Source organism: Caulobacter sp. UNC279MFTsu5.1, assembly GCF_900114015.1.
GTDB lineage: Bacteria > Pseudomonadota > Alphaproteobacteria > Caulobacterales > Caulobacteraceae > Caulobacter.
Genome location: NZ_FORN01000002.1, coordinates 148478 through 166188 on the forward strand (window position 1 = coordinate 148478; position 17711 = coordinate 166188).

At 68.0% G+C, this 17711-nt stretch carries 15 protein-coding genes; 3 read left to right on the forward strand and 12 right to left on the reverse strand.

Annotation, left to right across the window (positions count from 1 at the left end; all coding sequences use genetic code 11):
• Positions 1–24: 24 nt before the first annotated feature.
• From BM066_RS00760 to BM066_RS26280, 7 genes are all read right to left on the reverse strand, one after another.
• Positions 25–2166, reverse strand: coding sequence for a malate synthase G (locus BM066_RS00760; protein WP_018062502.1), 2142 nt, complete (start codon positions 2164–2166; stop codon positions 25–27).
• Positions 2163–2879, reverse strand: a complete 717-nt coding sequence (locus BM066_RS00765; RefSeq protein ID WP_018062503.1) for a fumarylacetoacetate hydrolase family protein — start codon at positions 2877–2879, stop codon at positions 2163–2165. Before BM066_RS00765 ends, BM066_RS00760 begins: the two co-directional genes overlap by 4 nt.
• On the reverse strand, positions 2876–3775 hold the full coding sequence (locus BM066_RS00770; RefSeq protein WP_143093617.1) for a dihydrodipicolinate synthase family protein: 900 nt from the start codon (positions 3773–3775) through the stop codon (positions 2876–2878). Before BM066_RS00770 ends, BM066_RS00765 begins: the two co-directional genes overlap by 4 nt.
• 17 nt (positions 3776–3792) lie before the next feature.
• Positions 3793–4263: a cupin domain-containing protein gene (locus BM066_RS00775; RefSeq protein WP_018062505.1), complete on the reverse strand. Its 471-nt coding sequence runs from the start codon at positions 4261–4263 to the stop codon at positions 3793–3795.
• A gap of 18 nt (positions 4264–4281) precedes the next feature.
• Positions 4282–5394 (reverse strand): zinc-dependent alcohol dehydrogenase, encoded by a 1113-nt coding sequence (locus tag BM066_RS00780; protein WP_018062506.1) that lies wholly within the window; start codon positions 5392–5394, stop codon positions 4282–4284.
• Between the two features lie 207 nt (positions 5395–5601).
• Complete coding sequence (locus BM066_RS00785; RefSeq protein ID WP_018062507.1) at positions 5602–7311, reverse strand: GMC family oxidoreductase; 1710 nt, start codon at positions 7309–7311, stop codon at positions 5602–5604.
• Positions 7308–7736 carry a GlcG/HbpS family heme-binding protein gene (locus BM066_RS26280; RefSeq protein ID WP_018062508.1) on the reverse strand — a complete coding sequence of 143 codons (429 nt, stop codon included), beginning with the start codon at positions 7734–7736 and terminating at the stop codon, positions 7308–7310. Before BM066_RS26280 ends, BM066_RS00785 begins: the two co-directional genes overlap by 4 nt.
• A gap of 163 nt (positions 7737–7899) precedes the next feature.
• Here BM066_RS26280 and BM066_RS00790 point away from each other — a divergent pair, with 163 nt between their 5' ends.
• The gene (locus BM066_RS00790; RefSeq protein WP_018062509.1) at positions 7900–9249 is read left to right on the forward strand and encodes an MFS transporter; all 1350 of its coding nucleotides are present in this window, start codon (positions 7900–7902) and stop codon (positions 9247–9249) included.
• A gap of 75 nt (positions 9250–9324) precedes the next feature.
• Here BM066_RS00790 and BM066_RS00795 read toward each other — a convergent pair whose 3' ends face one another.
• Complete coding sequence (locus BM066_RS00795; RefSeq protein WP_018062510.1) at positions 9325–9813, reverse strand: MarR family winged helix-turn-helix transcriptional regulator; 489 nt, start codon at positions 9811–9813, stop codon at positions 9325–9327.
• A gap of 252 nt (positions 9814–10065) precedes the next feature.
• Entirely contained in the window at positions 10066–10359 is a 294-nt protein-coding gene (locus BM066_RS00800) for a hypothetical protein (RefSeq protein ID WP_026176640.1), read from the reverse strand.
• Between the two features lie 535 nt (positions 10360–10894).
• Here BM066_RS00800 and BM066_RS00805 point away from each other — a divergent pair.
• Positions 10895–13138, forward strand: coding sequence for a TonB-dependent receptor (locus BM066_RS00805; protein WP_018062512.1), 2244 nt, complete (start codon positions 10895–10897; stop codon positions 13136–13138).
• Positions 13139–13192: 54 nt separating this feature from the next.
• On the opposite strand, the gene BM066_RS00810 is transcribed toward BM066_RS00805, so the two are convergent.
• From BM066_RS00810 to BM066_RS00820, 3 genes are all read right to left on the reverse strand, one after another.
• Positions 13193–14539 (reverse strand): amidohydrolase family protein, encoded by a 1347-nt coding sequence (locus tag BM066_RS00810; protein WP_049801157.1) that lies wholly within the window; start codon positions 14537–14539, stop codon positions 13193–13195.
• A 105-nt stretch (positions 14540–14644) separates the two neighbouring features.
• The gene (locus BM066_RS00815) at positions 14645–15793 is read right to left on the reverse strand and encodes an alpha/beta hydrolase (protein ID WP_018062514.1); all 1149 of its coding nucleotides are present in this window, start codon (positions 15791–15793) and stop codon (positions 14645–14647) included.
• Between the two features lie 72 nt (positions 15794–15865).
• Positions 15866–16585: an SDR family oxidoreductase gene (locus BM066_RS00820; RefSeq protein WP_026176641.1), complete on the reverse strand. Its 720-nt coding sequence runs from the start codon at positions 16583–16585 to the stop codon at positions 15866–15868.
• 300 nt (positions 16586–16885) lie between these two features.
• On the opposite strand from BM066_RS00820, the gene BM066_RS00825 reads away from it, so the two are divergent.
• Complete coding sequence (locus BM066_RS00825) at positions 16886–17692, forward strand: amidohydrolase family protein (protein ID WP_018062516.1); 807 nt, start codon at positions 16886–16888, stop codon at positions 17690–17692.
• Positions 17693–17711: the final 19 nt, after the last annotated feature.

A 17711-nucleotide genomic window follows, 5' to 3' on the forward strand; every position in this document is an offset into this window, starting at 1 on the left:
CGAACGGAAGCCGGCGCGGCGTCCTCAGCCCTGGGGCCGGTCGGCCTTCGATCCCAGCCGGGCGGCGTGAAGCGCCGGCTCGGTATAGCCGTTGGCCGCCTCGGCGCCTTGGAAGATCAGGGCGCGCGCCGCGGCGACGGCGCGATGGGCGGCCAGGTCCAGAGCCATGGGGCGATAGGCCGGGTCCAGGGCGTTCTGGTCATCCACGACCTCGGCCATTCGAAGGATGGAGGCCTCGATGGCGTCGGCCGTGATCACGCCGTGCGCCAGCCAGTTGGCCAGGATCTGGCTGGAGATTCGGCAGGTGGCGCGGTCTTCCATCAGGCCCACGCCGTCCAGGTCCGGCACCTTCGAGCAGCCGACGCCCAGGTCCACCCAGCGCACGACATAGCCGAGGATGCCCTGGACGTTGCTGTCGATCTCCCGCGCCAGGAACGACGGCGACCAGCCGGTCGGATCCGCGATGGGCGCGGTCAGCAGGCCGTCGATCGGCGTCCGGCGGCTGGCCAGTTCGGCCTGGCGCGCGAAGACGTCGATGCGATGATAGTGCAAGGCGTGCAAGGTCGCTGCGGTCGGGCTGGGCACCCAGGCGGTGGTCGCGCCGGCTTGGGGATGGGCGATCTTCTGGACCAGCATGCCGGCCATATCGTCGGTCATGGCCCACATGCCCTTGCCGATCTGGGCCCGGCCGGAGAAGCCGCAGGCCAGGCCCGCCTCGACATTGCGCGCCTCGTAGGCTTGGAGCCAGGCCGCGGCCTTCATGTCCGGCTTGGCTAGGACCGGTCCCAGGCGCATGGCCGTGTGGATCTCGTCGCCGGTGCGGTCGAGAAAGCCGGTGTTGATGAAGGCCACGCGGTCTTGGACCTCGGCGATGACGGCGCGCAGATTGACGCTGGTGCGCCGTTCTTCATCCATCACGCCGATCTTCAGCGTCTTGGGCTCAAGACCCACCGCCTGCTCGGCGGCCTCGAACAGGGCGTTGGTGAACGCCGCCTCCTCGGGACCATGCAGCTTCGGCTTGACGATATAGACCGACCCCTGGGCGCTGTTGCGCCGCTCGCCCCACACGTCGTGGGCGGCGATCAGGGCGGTGACCACGCAGTCGACGACGCCTTCGGGGACTTCCTGGCCGTTCAGCCGCGCCAGCGGCGTCGACATCAGCAGGCCGACATTGCGCGCCAGCATCAGCGAACGGCCCTTGAGGACGAGGTCGCCGCCATCGGGGGCCGTGAACCGGCGGTCCCGAGCCAGACGCCGCTGGCGCGTGCGCCCGTCCTTCTGGAAGCTGGCGACCAGGTCGCCCTTCATCAGGCCCAGCCAGTTGCGATAGACGCCGATCTTGTCGCCGACGTCCACGGCCGCCACCGAGTCCTCGAAGTCCATGATCGCCGAGCCGGCGCTTTCCAGGATGATGTCGGAAACGCCGGCTCGGTCGCGCCGACCGATGGGGCTGTCGCCGTCGACGTGCAGGATCAGGTGCAGGCCGTTGTTGCGCAGCAGGATCTCCGTCGGCGCCTCCGGCTCGCCCGACCAACCCGCGAATTGGGCCGGGTCGCAGAGCCCATGGCCGTCAGCAACCAAGCGCTCGCCGACCACCTGGTAGGCGCTGACGTCCTTGTGGCTGGCCCCGTCGAGCGGGAACACTTCGTCGAGGAACGCGCGGCACCAGGCGATCACCTGATCGCCGCGCGCGAGGTCGAAACCCGGCCCCCTGGCCTGGCCCGGCAGGGCGTTGGAGCCGTAGAGGGCGTCATAGAGGCTGCCCCAACGGGCGTTGGCCGCGTTGAGGGCGTAGCGGGCGTTGTCGACCGGCACGACCAGCTGCGGCGCCGCCAGGGCGGCGATCTCCGGATCGACGTTGGTCGTGCCGATCGTGAAGGGTGGGGGCTCGTCGACCAGATAGCCGATCCGCCGCAGAAACTCGGCCTCCTCGGCCGGGGACGGCGCCTGGAAGGCAAAGCCTTTGTTGCGTGCGTCGATCAGGTGCTGCAGCCAGTCGCGCTTGGCCAGCAGCTGGGCGTTCATCGGCGAGAAGCGGGCGACGATCCGGCTGAACGCCGCCCAGAAGACCTCGCCTTCGACCCGAAGGCCCGGCAGGACCTCCTGGTCGATGAACGCCGTCAGGGCCGGGTCGAAGGTGACGTCGGGAGACTGGCCTTGGCTCATCCGTGAGCCCTCGTCTTCGCCAGGCCCTGATGGGCCAGATAGGTCACGCAGAGCGATGGCGCCGCTTGGCTCTCGGCTTCCAGGATGTCGCCCGGCAGAACCGGCCCCACGCCCGCGGGCGTGCCGGTCAGCAGGATGTCGCCGGGCGCGAGCCGCACTAGGCGCGACAGCGCCGCCAAGCACTCGCCGACCGACCAGATCATGTCGTCGAGCCGGCCCGACTGCCGGACCTGGCCGTTAACCTTCAGCAGGATCGCGCCGCGAGCCGGTTGGCCGTTGGCGCGTCGCAGCGCGCCGATCGGGCAGGACTGGTCAAAGCCCTTGGCCATGTCCCAGGGACGGCTCTTGGCCTTGGCCTCGGCCTGCAGGTCGCGCCGGGTCATGTCGAGCGCCAGGCCGTAGCCGAACACCGCCTCCAGCCCCTGGGCCGGCGTCAGGTTCTCTCCGCCGCCGTGCAGGGCGACGGCCAGTTCGACCTCGTGATGCAGGTCCTGGGTCTGGCTCGGAAAGGCCAGGATGCCGCCGCCCGGCGCCACGGCGTCGGACGGCTTACCGAAGAAGAACGGCGGCTCGCGCTCCGGATCATGACCCATCTCGCGGGCGTGGTCGGCATAGTTGCGGCCCACGCACCAGATACGGCGAACCGGAAACAGGAGGCTCTCGCCCTCGATCTGGATCGCGGGCGCGAACGGCGGGGTGAAGGCGAACGTCATGCGGCCGGGCTCGCCACGCTCAGGGCGTCGAACCGCGCCTTCAGAAGGCTCCACTGTTCCTTGGTCAGCGGCGCGAGCGGCGCCACCGTCCGGCCGTGGTCGGCGACGCCGGTGGTATGGGCCACCAACGCCTTGATGCCCGGCACCAGGGGCAGGCCGTCGAACAGGGCGCGCACCGCGACCGCCCGCTTGAGAGCGGCTTGATCGCCGTCGCGATAGGTCAGGGCGCAGTCTGGCGAGTTCAGGTTGGCGGTGGCCGAGATGCAGCCGGCGTAGGGACCATCGCCGCGCGCCGAAAGCAACGTGCCCTCATTGGACGGGAAGACGTCGAAGCTGGGGGACAGGGCGGCGATCTCGCTGGCGTAGGCCAGGTCGCCCGAGGAGTCCTTTAACCCCGCCATGCGCTCGCCGAACAGGGTGAGCAGGGTGGCGACCAGATCGCGGCTGTAGAGGGTCCCCGACAGGGCCGGGAAATTGTAGAGATAGATCGGGATCGCACTGGCGGCGGTCGCCTCGACGATGGCGTCGAACACCCGCACCACGCCCTCGTCGGTGATGGGCTTATAGTAGAAGGGCGGCAGGACCAGGGCGCCGGCGAAACCCAGACGGCCGGCTTCGTGGCTCAGGGCCACCGCGTCGGCCACGGCGGCCGCGCCCGTGCCGACCATCATCCGCGACAGAGGCAGGCCCGCATCGGCGGCCGCGTTCATCACCGACAGCCGCTGGGTCAAGGAGAAGGAGGTGGCCTCGCCAGTCGTCCCCAGGACGTTGAGGCCGTCGCAGCCGTTGGCCAGGAGGTGGCGCGCGCGATCCACGAACCGGGGCAGATCGGGCTCATGGGCGGCGGTGACGGGCGTGGTGATGGCGGCGATCACGCCGCGAAGTCTCTGGGTCATGGTCATTCCAGGGCGCGTTAGGCGGTCAAGGCCGGATCGGGCTTGAGGCGGAAGTCGTCGGGGATCTCGATCGGCGGATTGCGCGCGTTGTCGAGGAACTCGACGGTCACGAAGATCAGGTCGGTTTCGCCGACGTTCTGGATCGCATGGACGAAGAAATCGCCCTCGCCATGCTCGAAGTGGCGGGTCTCGCCGGCATAGTGGTGGACGTCTACGATCCGGCCGTCCTGGTAGTAGCCGCGCGCCACGCCGGGGGTGGGGGTGGTCCAGAAGTAGTCCAGCACGTGCCGGTGGAAGGTCAGCCAGCCGCCGGGCGGCAGGAACAGATGCCAGACGCGGACGCGGTCGGTTTCCGAGACGAGAACATTGCCGACGCCGCCGCTGAACTGGTTGGCCTCGAACTCGGCGCGAAGTTCAGGCGCCCAGTGGGCAAGCGGATCCTCGGGCGGACCGGGCGGCGCGATCTCGACGATCTTGTGGGCGCTCATGGCGGGCTCTCCTGCGGCTCAGTCTTGCGGTCGCACGACGACCTTGATCGCGTTGTCGACGCGCTCGCGGGCGTAGCGGAGCGCTTCGGGCAGCGCGCTCAGGCCGAAGGTGTGGGTGTGGATCAGGGTGGCGTCGAACCGGCGCTGGGCCATGAAGGCCATGGCGCGTCGCACCGCGCTCTTGCCCTCGCCCCGGATGCCGTAGACGTAGACGTTGTTGCGCACCGCGTGCGGCAGGTCGACGGTGACGGGGACGTGCGGAAAGGCGGCCAGGCAGATCTTCCCGCCGCGGTTGACCATGCCGATCGCCTCGTTGATCGAGGCCTCGGTGCCCGCGCAGTCGAGCACGAAGTCAACACCGCCGGGGAACAGGCGACGGACGGCGGCGACCGCGTCCTCCTCGCGAGCATTGATCGTCACGTCGGCGCCGAGCTTGGCGCCGATCGCCAGACGGTCAGGGCGCGTGCCGGTGAGGATGACCGTACCGGCCCCCAGCGACTTGGCGACAGCCGCGGCCAGCAGGCCGATCGGACCCGGGCCGAGGATGGCGACGCTGTCGCCGGCCAGAAGGCCGCCCAGTTCGGTGAAGCCGTACATCGAGGTGCCGGCGGTCACCACCAGCGCCGCCTCCTCGTCGCTCATCGTGTCGGGTACGCGCACCAGCGTGTTGACGTGGTTGACTGCGTACTGGGCAAAGCCGCCGTCGGTGGTGAAGCCGTTGGCCCGGTGGCCCTTGTCGTTGCCCTCGTAGTTGGCGCCGTAGTTCAGGCACGAGGTGTACATGCCCTCGCGGCAGCGACGGCAACGGCCGCAGCCGGCGTGAATCTCGACGGTCACGCGATCGCCGATCGCCCAGTCGTCCACGCCCTCGCCGAGCGCGGCGACGACGCCCATATATTCATGGCCCGGGGTGAAGTTCTTGTTGAACGGGGCGCCGCCCTGGATCAGGGCCGGCGGGCCGTCCTGGATCACTTCCAGGTCCGTCGCGCAGACGGCGACGGCGTCGATCCGCACCAGGACCTCGGCGCGGCCGGGCTGGGGCACCGGCTTGTCGACCAGTTCGAGCTCGGTCGGATCCTTGAGCACCCAAGCCTTCATCGTGGACGGCGGCGCCAACATGGAGTCGTTCATTTCGAAGCCTCGACAGGCTTGGACCATTCCAAACCAATATAACCAAAGTGGTCATTAAGGGTTGAATTGGCTTAGCGGCAAGCCCTTTCGGTCGGCTGCGCTCGATTTTGTGGTGTTTGGGCTCGCACCCATGTTCCAAATTGGTCGCGGAAAGGCGCGCCCGGCACAGGGGCCGGGCGCGTCGCCGAATCTGTCCGAAGGCGGGCTCTAGGCCTGCGCTTCTAGGATCGCCGCTGAGAGTTTTTCAGCGATCATCAGTACCGGCAGGTTGGTGTTGCCGCGCGGCGTTGTGGGCATCACCGAAGCGTCGGCGACCCGCAGGCCGTCGAGCCCGATCACGCGGCCCTGCGGATCGACGACGGCCAGAGGATCCTCGATCGCGCCCATCCGGCAGGTCCCGCTGTGATGGGCGATCGGCGTGACGTTGGCGCGGATGTAGTCGGCGACGGCGTCCTTGTCGGACAGCAGTTCGGCCAGGCCGCCTCCCGGGGCGCCCATATTGCCGATCACCCAATCGCCAAGGCCGGGGACGAGGTCCATCAGCGTCGCGATCGCGTGGGTGCGCATGCGGTTCATCGGCGTGACGGCATTGAACCGAGCGGCGTTCTGCAGGCGGCTGGCGGCGACCGGGCGGCCGATCAAGCAGGCGACTTCCGGCGCGGTGACCAGAGCCAGCGCCCGGTGCAGGCCGTCGGCCAGTCGGCTCTGGTCGAGCGCCGAGCCCAGCAGGTTGAATTCCACCAGCGGCGCGGGCCCGCCGTCGGGCGGCAGGCTGACGCTCCCGCGCGAGGCCGGCGCCATGATCAGCGGACTGAAATTGGCGATCCGTCGCGCCACCGCGTGCCAGGACGCCCGGCTGCTCAAGGCCAGCGCCATGTCCGACTCCACCCCGCCGGGCAGGCCCGAGCTGTAGCGGAAGATGGTGTTGTTGTGGTTGCGCTGCGGCCGACGCTGGACGCCGGCCTTGCGCAGATGCGCCAGCACCACCAGGGCGGCGTGATTTTGCAGATTGGTCCCGACGCCGGTTCGCGCGTGGCGCACCTCCACGCCATGAGCCTTCAGTTGGGTGGGGTCGCCGATGCCTTGGCGCAGCAGGAAGTCGGGCGTCAGCAGCGCGCCCATCGTCACGATCGTCTCGCGCGCGCGCGCGACCAGGTCGCCCTCGAGGGTGCGGACCCGAACGCCGGTGACCTTGCGCCCGTCGAGCGTCAAGGCCTGGGCCTGAGCCCGGGCGACGATCGTCAGGTTCTTCCGCGCCCGAACCTCTCGGGTCAGATAGGCCGTGGCGCTGCTGGTGCGATGGCTGGTCGGGCCTGCGATGGGCAGGGCGCCGTGGCCGTCGCGGAAGTCGCCGTTCATGTCGGCGATGAAGGGCGCGCCCGTTCGTTCGGCCACCTGGTTGGCGGCCTTGGCCAGGGGCGGCCAGTCGTGCATCCGGTGTCGCCGGATCTCCGTCGGCCCGGCCCGGCCGTGCAGCGGCCCGTCGAAATCCAGGTCGTTTTCGAGGTCCCGGAAATAGGGCAGGACCGCGTCCCAGCCCCAGCCCCGCGCGCCGGCCGCTTCCCAGCCGTCATAGTCGGCCGGCACGCCCCGCAACATGATCATGCCCATGATCGAGGACCCGCCGCCCATGACCTGGGCATGGAGCAGCGGGTTGGCCGGCGAGTCCGAGAGCGTCAGGGCGTGGCCCCGTATCGGCCAGCGATAGGCCGGATTGACGTAGGAGCTGGGATAGGGATCCAGGATGTCGGCCGGCACCGCCTCAGGCGGCGTGTCCAAGCCCGACTCGATCAGCAGGACCCGATTGGTCGAGCGCGCCGAAAGCCGATTGGCCAGGACGCAGCCTGCGGTGCCCCCGCCCAGGATGACGTAGTCGTAGTCCTGGACGGCTGGCGTTGTCGCCGCTGCGCCGCTCAATGGCCCAGGCTTTCCAGAAGCCGCCGCACCCCGGCCTCCGCGCAGGCCATGTCCTGTTGCGGCGAGCCGGAGGACACGCCGATCCCGCCGACGGTGACCCCGTCGATCGTGATCGGCAGGCCGCCGCCGACCACGGAGATCCGGCCGCCCAGAGCCGTGTGGATCCCGAAGACCAGATTTCCCGGCACGCAGGCGGCGTTGTATTCGTGCGTGCCCTTGCGCGCCGAAGCGGCGGTGAAGGCCTTGTCGGTGGCCACCTGCACCGAGTGCACCTTGCCGCCATCCATCCGCTCGAAAGCGATCAGCGTGCCGGATTCGTCGACCATGGCGATGCACATCGGCATTTGGATTTCCAACGCGTGGTCCCGCGCGCCGGCCAGGGCCAGGCGAGCCTCTTCCAACGACAGTCTCTGGATTTGCAGCATTCCCGTACGTCCTCGCGATAAGGCGTCATCTTATATTGACCGAAGTGGTCAAAATAGATACGAAGCCAGCCGAGGCGCAATAGGGAGAAAACTCCCGGCGACCTGGCTTGGAGCGGCGCGAGAGACGTCCGCCCGGGCCACGACAGCCTCGGGGAGGTCGAATATGGAATTCGTCAAGGGCGGCGCGGAGAAGAGCGCCTATCCCAAGAAGCGCTCGGCCTGGCTGGGCGCGGCGGTGTTGACGCTGGCGTGCCTGCTGGCCTTCGCCGACCGCAACATCATCAACCTCTTCATCATCCCCATCCAACGGGACCTGGGTTTCAGCGACACCGAGATCAGCCTGCTGATCGGCTTCGCCTTCGGGGTGTTCAACGCCGTCTTCGGCCTGCCGGTCGCCCGCTGGGTCGACGGCGGCACGCGCAAGCTCGTCGCCGCGACCGGCGTGGCGGTGTGGAGCCTGGCGACCGCCGGATGTGGCCTGGCGGGCAACTTCTGGCAAATGTTCCTGGCCCGCGTCGTCGTCGGGGCCGGGGAATCGGCGGTCATGCCTTGCGGCGTTTCGCTGATCGCCGACTATTTCCCGCCCGCGCGCCGCGGGGCGCCGATGGGCGTCTTCTATGGCGGCATCTTCGTGGGCGGCGGCGGCGCGATGCTGATCGGCGGCCTGATCTGGAAGCATATCGGCGACCGGCTGGTGACCGTGCCCCTGCTGGGCGCGATCCACTCCTGGCAGCTGATCCTGATGATCCTTGGAGCCTTCGGCCTGGCCGTCGTTCCCCTGCTGCTGCTGCTGCGCGAACCGGCCCGTCTCGACGGCGGCAGGCTGGTGGAGACGAGCGGCGTCCCGATCGGCGTCGTGGCCCGATACTACGCCCGGCACGCACGCACCCTGGTCGGCCACAATCTCGGCTTCTGCCTGCAAAACTTCGTGCTGCACGCCGGCAGCGCCTGGCTGCCGACCCTGCTGGTGCGGACGCAAGGCTGGAGCATCGCCCAAGCCGGCGCGACCTTCGGTCTTCTGACCCTGGCTCTCGGCCCGGTCGGTTCGATCGTCGCGGGCCTGCTGGCCGACCGGTTCATCAAGGCCGGACGCTTGGACGGCAAGTTGCTGGTCAGCATCATCGCCTCGCTGATCTGCTGCGCCTGCTGCGTGACCGTCGCGTTCAAGCCTGGGGCGGGCGTGCTGGTCCTGGCGCTGGCCTGCTTCACCTTCTTTGGGACGTTCGGTCTGCCGCTGGCTCCGGGGGCCCTGCAGGACATCATGCCCAACGCCATGCGGGGGCAGGCGGTGGCCATCTATGTGGGCGTCACCAACCTGATCGCGGGCGGACTGGCCGCGACCACCGTGGCGCTGATCACCGAGCATGTCTTTCACGACAAGGCCAAGCTGAACCTCTCGTTCGGCCTGGTCGGCACGGTCGCCACCCTGCTGGCTGCGCTGCTGCTGGCCGGGACGCTGTCGGCCTACCGGCGCACGGTCGCCGAGCTTTCTCAGGCCGCCCAAGCGGCCTGATCGACTTCCTCCCTGGGAGCACCTGGGCGGGCCGATGGCCCGCCCGTTCTTTTTGGCGCCCATGACCATCTCGACCTAGGCGTCGTCGGAGTCGGGCGCCGCGGGCGCTGGCCCGCCGCGCATGCCTTCGGCCAACCTGCGCGTCAGCCGCACCAGAGCATCGAACTCTTCGGCGCTCCAGTCCTTGAACAGCTCCAGCGCCATGCGCTCGCGGGCGCGGTCGACCGCATCGGTGGCGAGCTTGCCCTGCCGCGTGATGACCGCTTCGCGCACCCGTCGATCGACCGCGCCGGCCTGTCGCTGGACCAGGCCCAGCGCCTCCAGTCGGGCCACTTGGCGGCTGACCGTGGTGTGGTCGCGTCCGACCCCGCCAGCCAGGTTGCCGACGCCAATGGGGCCTAGACGCTCGATTGCGACCAGGAGAGGGAACAGGGCCCGCTCGAGTTTGAGGCCCGCCGCCTCCAGCATGGCCGCGTCGCGCTCGGGCTGGTTCATGGCGCTGACCAGTTCGATCAGCGATCGGTGCAGCGACGGAAGAAACTCGAGGATGTGCCTGTTTTGCATAGTGTTTGTCGGCATCAGGTCGCCTTGGGGCGGGTAGCGCTTGCTTGATCGTCTAAAGCCCCATGGCTGTGATGGCCGGTGCAACAGGCCGTTCCGCGACCCCGGCGGGCGCCGTCGTCGTCCGCGGCCAGCCGGAAGGCGAGCCTCCCGTCCGACCAGGTCACGACGTCGCCTCTCGAAAACGTCGTGCGCCCCAAGACGAAACCGCCCCTTTCCGCGACGGGAAGGGGCGCTTTGCGTCCAGGGACTTGGTTAGGCGCGGGCGCCGTCCACCTTGGCGTTGCCGAGCATGCCCAGTTTGACCTTACCGGCCGCGGCGTCTCCGGTGAAAGTCACTTCGAAATCCAGGGTCAATGGCATGGGGTTGGTGATCTTGCTGGTCCAGCTCAAGGTCGGACCGTTGACGACGCCTTCCACGGCGGCCTCGCCCATTGGCCCGCGAGCAGAGCCCGTAAAGGCCGAGCCTTGCTCTGTGATGTCCAGGTCGAGCTGTCGCGGCCCCATGGGTGAGTGAACGACCAGCTTCCATTTTCCGTCGGCGGACATGTCTTGCTCCTTCTGGCCGCGCAGGATCGGCGACCTTGTTGATGGCCTTAGGCCGGCGGCGGCCGAGGCCACGGTCCGTGACGCCCCAGCGCCAGGAAGGCGTCGGTGACGAGCACGGGGACGCCTCTCCTGACGTGAAGGGGGCGATCTGGATGGCGCGGCCGCCCGTCACGTCTCCCTCGCCGGCCTTGAGGACCAAAATGGTCTATATGGGTTGGATAATGGTCGCGCAAGTTCGCGGCTCGTCGATTTTTCGGACGACTCGACGTTTCCCTTGATCTCCTAGCCAAGGAAAGCTGCTGAATCTTCATTCAAGCGCCGAATTTCGGCGATCTTGCTGAGTCTTCGCCGCGCGCGCACGCCTGCAGCTCACCGGGCCGATCTCGGTCTTGCTCTCATCGCGGTCGAGCAAGATCGTTCGTCAAATGGCGGCGCGAGACGCAGGTTGCCCTTGTCGCTCCAACCTTAATGGTATTGATTGGTCTTTATTGGTCCAAGAGTGTCAATCAATCCCGGGACCAAAGGGAGGAAGAACATGAACCATCGTGCAGCGACCCTGCGCGCGGCGCTGATCGCCGCCTGCAGCCTGGCGCCTCTGGCGGCCGTGGCGCAGACTGGCGCACCCGCGTCCAACCGTGGCGGCCAGGCCGAAGCGATCGAGGAGGTGGTCGTCGTCGCCCGAAAGCAGGGCGAGACGCTGCTGGACGCGCCAGCCACCATCAGCGTCCTGCAGGAGCGCGCCGTCCAAGCGGCCAATATCACCAGCGCCACACAGCTGTCGGGGATCGTGCCCGGACTGGTGATCATGCAAGGCACGGCCGGGGCTTCCGCGGCGGTTCGCGGTCTGGGCTCGACCTCGGCCGATCCGGGGATGGAGTCTTCGGTGGCGACGTTCCAGGACGGCGTCTATCTGGGCCATCCGCGCGACTACACCATGCCAGTTTATGACGTCGCCCAGATCGAACTGATCAAGGGCACCCAGTCGACCCTGCTGGGCAAGAACACCAGCCTCGGCGCGGTCTCGATCATCAGCCGCAAGCCTAGCGGAACCTTCGGTTACGACGTGACCGTGACCCATAGCGACGGCATCGGCGGCAACCGCCTGGAGGCCGGCGTCGACGCGCCTCTGGGCGGCGGGTTCGCGCTGCGATTGGCCGGCGTCGTCAACGACGAAGGCGGCTACGTCCGCAATCTTTACCTCGGCGACAAGGAGCGGCGGATCAATGACAGTTCGGGCCGGCTGGTCCTGACCGGCCCGTTGGGCGAGAAGGCCGATCTGACCTTCCTCTATCAGCATGACGACCATCAGACCGATGGTCACTACATGGAGCTGCTCAGCGACCCCAAAGGGGTCGTCTCCGCGCGGGCGGCGGCCCTGGGCCAGACCAATTTCGAAGCGGTGGGCAACGACCGTTCCTATAGCGGCGCTGATGGCGTGGCCGGCGGCGCGGCCGGACCTCCCCAGTTCGACAACCAGAAAGGCGATCGCGCAACCCTGGTCGCCGTCGCCGAGGTCGGGCGTAACACCCTGACGGCTCAGTCGGCGTGGGTTGAGTGGAATTCTCGTCGCGCGATGGACCTGGATTTTACGCGGGCGCAGCTTCTGGACTTGTACGATCACGAAAAGAACTACGTCCTCTCCCAGGAGATCCGCCTGGCCTCGCCGCCCACCGACCGACTGTCCTGGTTGGCGGGCGTCTACGGTTACAGGAACAACTGGCGACTGGTGCGCGCGGTCAAGGCCCAGACGGCCGGCGGCCTATTCCCGTTCCTTGGCTCGGCCGCGGGCGACCTTCTGGTGCGGACTGAAGCCTGGTCCGCCTTCGGCTCGACCCGTTACCAGCTCTCCGATCGCTTCACCTTGTCGGCGGGCTTGCGCTACACCGACGAGGACAAGACACCGACCTATCAGCGCGCTTCCACCGGATTCTTCGCGTTGGCCAGCCAGTCGCCGAGCCTGGCCAAGACGACCCTGAAGACGCGGACGGCCCGCAGCCTCGATGGCGATCTGGGCGTGCAGTTTCGGCCCAACGACAGGACCATGCTCTATTTGACCTGGTCGAAGGGCAGCAAGAGCGGCGGCTTTCAGAGCAGTCCGACCACTCTGGGCGCGGCCGAGTATGACGATGAGACCGCCTACACCACCGAACTGGGCGCCAAGTTCGATTTGGCGCGACGCGGCTATCTGACCGCAGCTCTGTTCGACACGCGAGTCGATGGCTTCCAGGTCAGCCGCACGGCGGTCGTCGATGGGGTCGCCCAGTTGGTGATTTCCAACGGCGATATCGGCGCTCGCGGCGCCGAGTTCAGCGGCTCGTGGCAGGTGACCCCGAAGCTGACGCTCAATGGCGGCGTCGTCTATTCCGACGCCAAGTTCACCAAGGACTTCGGCGCGAGCGGCGCGTTGGTGGCCTACAAGAACATGCGAACCCCGCGCGCGCCGGCATGGTCCGGCTCAATGAACGCTCGCTACCAGACAACGCTCGGCGACCGGCTGAGCCTACGGATCGAAGGCTCGGCGGCCTACACCGGCGACGCGGATCTGCAGTTGCGGTCGACCGATCCGCTGGCTCCCATCGCCAAGGCCCATACCCTTTTGGATGGCCAGGTCGCCATCGCCGACAAGGCGCGAGGATGGGAGCTGGCGCTGATCGGCACAAACCTCGGCGACAAGCGGTTCGCGACGTTCGACACGGCGGTCACGGCTGGCGCAGGCGCCTATTACGGGACCCTCAACCGCCCGCGCGTCATCGCCCTGCAACTGAAGGTCTCGCGCTAAGCGCCGGCCAGGTCGTGACGTTGGGGCGTCGCGACCTGGCCTTGCGCAGCGCGATCAAGCCTGGAGGCGGCGGATCGGCAAGTTGGCTGCGGCGGCGATACGCGCGCCAGAGGCCTCAAGTTCGACCCGCAGGCTATCGAGGGCGCCATAGAGCAGGCGGCCGGCTTGCTTGCGCCAGACACCGCCGATCATCACCGCCTCGATATTGGCCAGGCTCGCCTGCAGGGCCATGGCGGTCGGATCGTTGTTCGGCCACAGGTTCAGAGCCCTCGCGTCGATCATCACCAGGTCGGCTTGCTTGCCAGGCTCCAGAGAACCGATCCGGTCCTGAAGGCCCAAGGCGCGCGCGCCCTCGATCGTGGCCCAGGCCAGGGCGTCCCCGGCGGTCAAGCGCGCCGGCGGCGGGTCGTCGGGGGCCGCCCGAAACGCTTCGTAGTCCTGTCCCCTGACATGGGCGAGAGCCACGCGGGCGGCGATCAGAAGCTCACCGGAAATGCCGGTCTCGATGTCGATTCCCAACGAAGGGGCCGCGCCCAGCGCCCTCAGCTTTCCAGTGATCGGAAAGCCGTGGCCGTCGTTCAGCTCGACCTCCGGCGTGATGGTGAAACTCACGCCGACATCGATCAGTCGCTTGAGCAGGTCGGCGTCGATCTGGTTGGCGTGCACGAAATTGGCGTGGGGGCCCAGGAGGCCTTGGTCGAACAGGCGCGTCCAGACCTCGGGCGGACAGGGCGGACCGCCGCTGTGGTGCATCGAGATCACCAAGCCCCGATCACGCGCGAGGCTCAGGTCGGCCTGGGCGACGTCGAACGGCGAGTAGAGCGGCCCGGGCGCGGCAAGGCCAAGGGTTAGAAGGCCGTCGTCGGCGAAGGCCGGTTTCGCCAGCAGGCGGTCGACCTCCGTCGCGGGGTGAGGGCCGGCGTCGTGAGGACCACCGCCGCGCGGCACGCCATGGAAAAAGACCGCGCGAATCCCCGCGTCGGTCAAGGCCTCTACCGCGGCGTCGGCGTGGCCCGGCGTCGCGGCGTTGTGGCACCAATCGCCCAGCGTGGTGGTCCCGCAAGCGATCTGGTTCAAGGCGCCGGCAAGCGTGCCCACATGAAGGTCGGCTTCGGTGTAGAGGGGCGCGGCCGCGCCGTGAATCCAGACCAAGTACTCCAGAAGGTTCCAATCGGCGGAGACGCCACGAAGACCCGATTGCCAGGTATGCATGTGGGCGTTGACCAGGCCGGGAATGATGATGCGGCCGACGGCGTCGATCTCCTCGGCGTCGTGAGCCGCTAGGTTTTCGCCGAGCGCGATAATCCGCGAGCCCTCGATAAGAATGTCCGTCGCGCCGGAGTTTGGCGCCGCCGGCGGCGCGGCGATAACCAGTCCGCCGCGAATGATCGTGCGCTTCACGGTGTCTCCTCCTGTCAGCGGCGAGACTTGAGCCTCGGCGCGGGCGGCCACTTGCGGGCCATCTCCAACTTCAAACCAATATGGGTTCGCGGCGGCTCGCCTGCATCAGGCCCGGGTCAGGCGCGACGTCAGCCAGTCGCCGATCAGGGCGTGCTTGTCGTCGGAGTGATTGTAGAGACAGTGATCGCCATCCGAGTAGATCGCCATCGTCTTGTCGGTCGAGGCGGCGCTGTTGAAGAGGTGCGTGGCGTCCATCTTGCTGATCAGCGGATCCAGTTCGCCATGGACGATCAGAAGCGGGCAGCGGACGGGGTTCTCGGGATCGACCGGCTTGACGGTTTGCCAGATGGCGTCGACCTCGGCCTCGCCGACATCGCCACAGTGGGCGGTGATGCGTTGATAGGGCACGGGCATGGTTTTGGCGCCGATCGGCAGACTGGTGCCGCCGTTGTCGCAACAGGCCAGGATCCTCGGCTCGTTGGCCGCCAGGTGGATCGCGAAAGAGCCGCCCATGCTCAGACCCACCGTCGCCAGCGGCAGGCTCTCTTCGTGTTCAAAAACGTCGATCACGTCGCGATAGGCATCTAGCCAGTTGCGGCGCAGATAGGTGCCCAGCACCATGCGCGTCTCGCCCTGGCCCGGCTGGTCGATCAGGATGGCCTCCATGCCCAGCGCCGACAGCGTCGTGCCCATCTCGCTGAAGTCCATCGCCCAGCCTTCGACGCCGCCGATGACGATGACCCTCGCCAGGGCCTTGTCCGTCTTGGCCGGATAGCGCCAAAGCGCGACCGGTCCGGCCCGCGTGTCGATTTCCCGACGGAAGCGGTCGTCAGTGATCGCCGCGGCCTCGGCATAGAGCTGGGCGGCGCGGCGGTAGATGTCGTAGCGCTCGTCGGTGTTGGTCAGCATCATCATCTGGCTCATGCGGATCAAGGCTGAGGCGCGGTAGAGCCGATTGGCCCGCGTCACGGCCGAGGGCGGCGCGATCTCGCCGGGAGGCGGCGCCAGGCATTCCTCCGCCAGATTGGTCGCGACGGTCTGCCAGCGTTCGCCGAAAGCCACCCGCGCGCGCAACTCCACCGCGTCCGCATGGTGGACGCCATAAGCCATCAGGCGCTCAACCGAAAACTGGCGCAGACCGGCCTGCGACTCCTGTGGCAGCTTGGCGATGACTTCGTCGGTGATCAGGTCGTTGCGCCTGTTGGAGAATGCGCGTGTCCAAATGCCGGTGTCCGCCGCCTGAAGCGTGTCCATGCCAAAACCTCCCATACTCGTTTCAAACTGAATGAAGTCCGTTCGTGGACGGCCCTGGTCAGGGCTGTCGGTTCACGCGATGGCTCCGCCGCCGTCGACCGACAGGGTCGTTCCGGTCATGAAGGGGTTGGTCGCGGCCAGGAAGATCGCGGCCGCCACATCCTCCGGCGCGCCGATCCGTTTGGCGGGCAAGCGCTGGGCCGAAGCGGCGAACATGGCCTCGCGCGTCTCTTGCGGCAGTCCCGACCACAGCGGCGTGGCGATGACGCCGGGCGAGATCGCGTTCACCCGCACAGGCGACAATTCCAGGGCCAGGCCCCGGGCCAAGGCCTCCAGGGCGCTGTTGATCGCCCCTTGCAGCACCGCCGCCGGCGAGGGCCGTTGGCCCAGAACCCCGGAGACGAAGGTCAACGATCCGGCCGGATTGATCTTCACCGCCCGCGCCACCTGGTAGGCGCCCCAGAACTTGCTCTCCATCGCCGCGCGGGCGTCTTCCATGGACAGGCCGGACACCGAGCCGGCCTTGGCCTGGGCCGCGCTGATGACGACGTGATCGAAGGGCGGTTGCGGTCCGAGCACGGCCTCGACGGCGGCGTTGTCGCGGATGTCGAAGGCCAGGGCGACAGCGCCGATGTCCTCGGCGGCGCGTTGCAGACGCTCGCTGGCCCTCGCGGCGGCCAGCACCGTCGCTCCGGCGCGGGCGAACCGGATTGCGGCGGCTTTGCCAATGCCGCTGCTGGCGCCCACCACCAGGACCCGTGCGCCCCGCAGATCGGTCTCGATATCCGTCACGACAGCATCCTTCCCTACGCGCCGACGGCCGACCATGCCCCGCGAGGAGGCCCTCAAGGCCTGTGGGCGCGGGAGGTTGCGCCATTCTCTACCAAGCGGCGCCGCTGAAGATCGGCGCATCTTGGCGTTTTCGTCTTCTAAACGCCGTTAAGACCTCGCTTGTCAAACCAATTTCCAACCAATAGAACCATTTCGGTTGCGAGAGCTCTGCGAACGGGCTGTGGCGACCACCGTTCAGGCTGATCTCTCGCCAGCGCGGCTGGCGAAACGCCCCAGCCCACTAAGGGAGGAAGTCCGCCCATGCTCATCGTCGACTCCCAAATCCACCTGTGGACGGGCGATCAGGCCCCACCGCACCATTGGCGCGCGCCCTATCGGGCCGAGCAGGCCTTGCGCGACATGGACGAGGCCGGCGTCGCGCGAGCGGTGGTCTGTCCGGCCATCTGGGACGTCGACGCCAACGCCTATTCCGTCCAGGCGGCGCAGGCCCACCCCGACCGCTTTGCGGTCCTGGGCTGGTTCGACCTGGATCGGCCGGCCGATCCTGCCTTCGTCGAACAGTTCGTCGGCCAGGCCGGGATGCTTGGCCTTCGGTTCGTGCTGTTCCATCCCGCCCAACTGGAAGCGCTGGCCAGCGGCGGCCTGGACTGGATCTGGGGCGCCGCGCACGACCTGGCCTTGCCGGTCGGCTTCATCGCGCCGCCGCAGGTGTTCGGGGACGTCGCGCGGATCGCCCGCCGCTACCCGCGCATGCGCCTGCTCCTGGATCACATCGGCATCGCACACTGGGAAAAGGCGCCCGACGTCCTGGCGCGGCTGGACGAGATCCTGGCGCTGGCCAACGAGCCGAACATCGCCGTCAAGGCCTCGGCCACGCCCTGCGTGGCCACCGACGCCTATCCGTTCGAAAGCATCCATCCGATCCTCAAGCGCACCTTCGACGCCTTCGGACCTCAGCGAACCTTCTGGGGCACCGACTACACGCGCCTGACCTGCAGCTGGAGCGAAGGCGTGCGGCTCTTTACCGAGGCGCTCCCATGGCTGAAGGGAGAGGATCTGGACTGGGTGATGGGGCGCGGTGTCTGCGAGTGGATCGGCTGGCGCTAGCCGCCAGGCGCAATCCTTC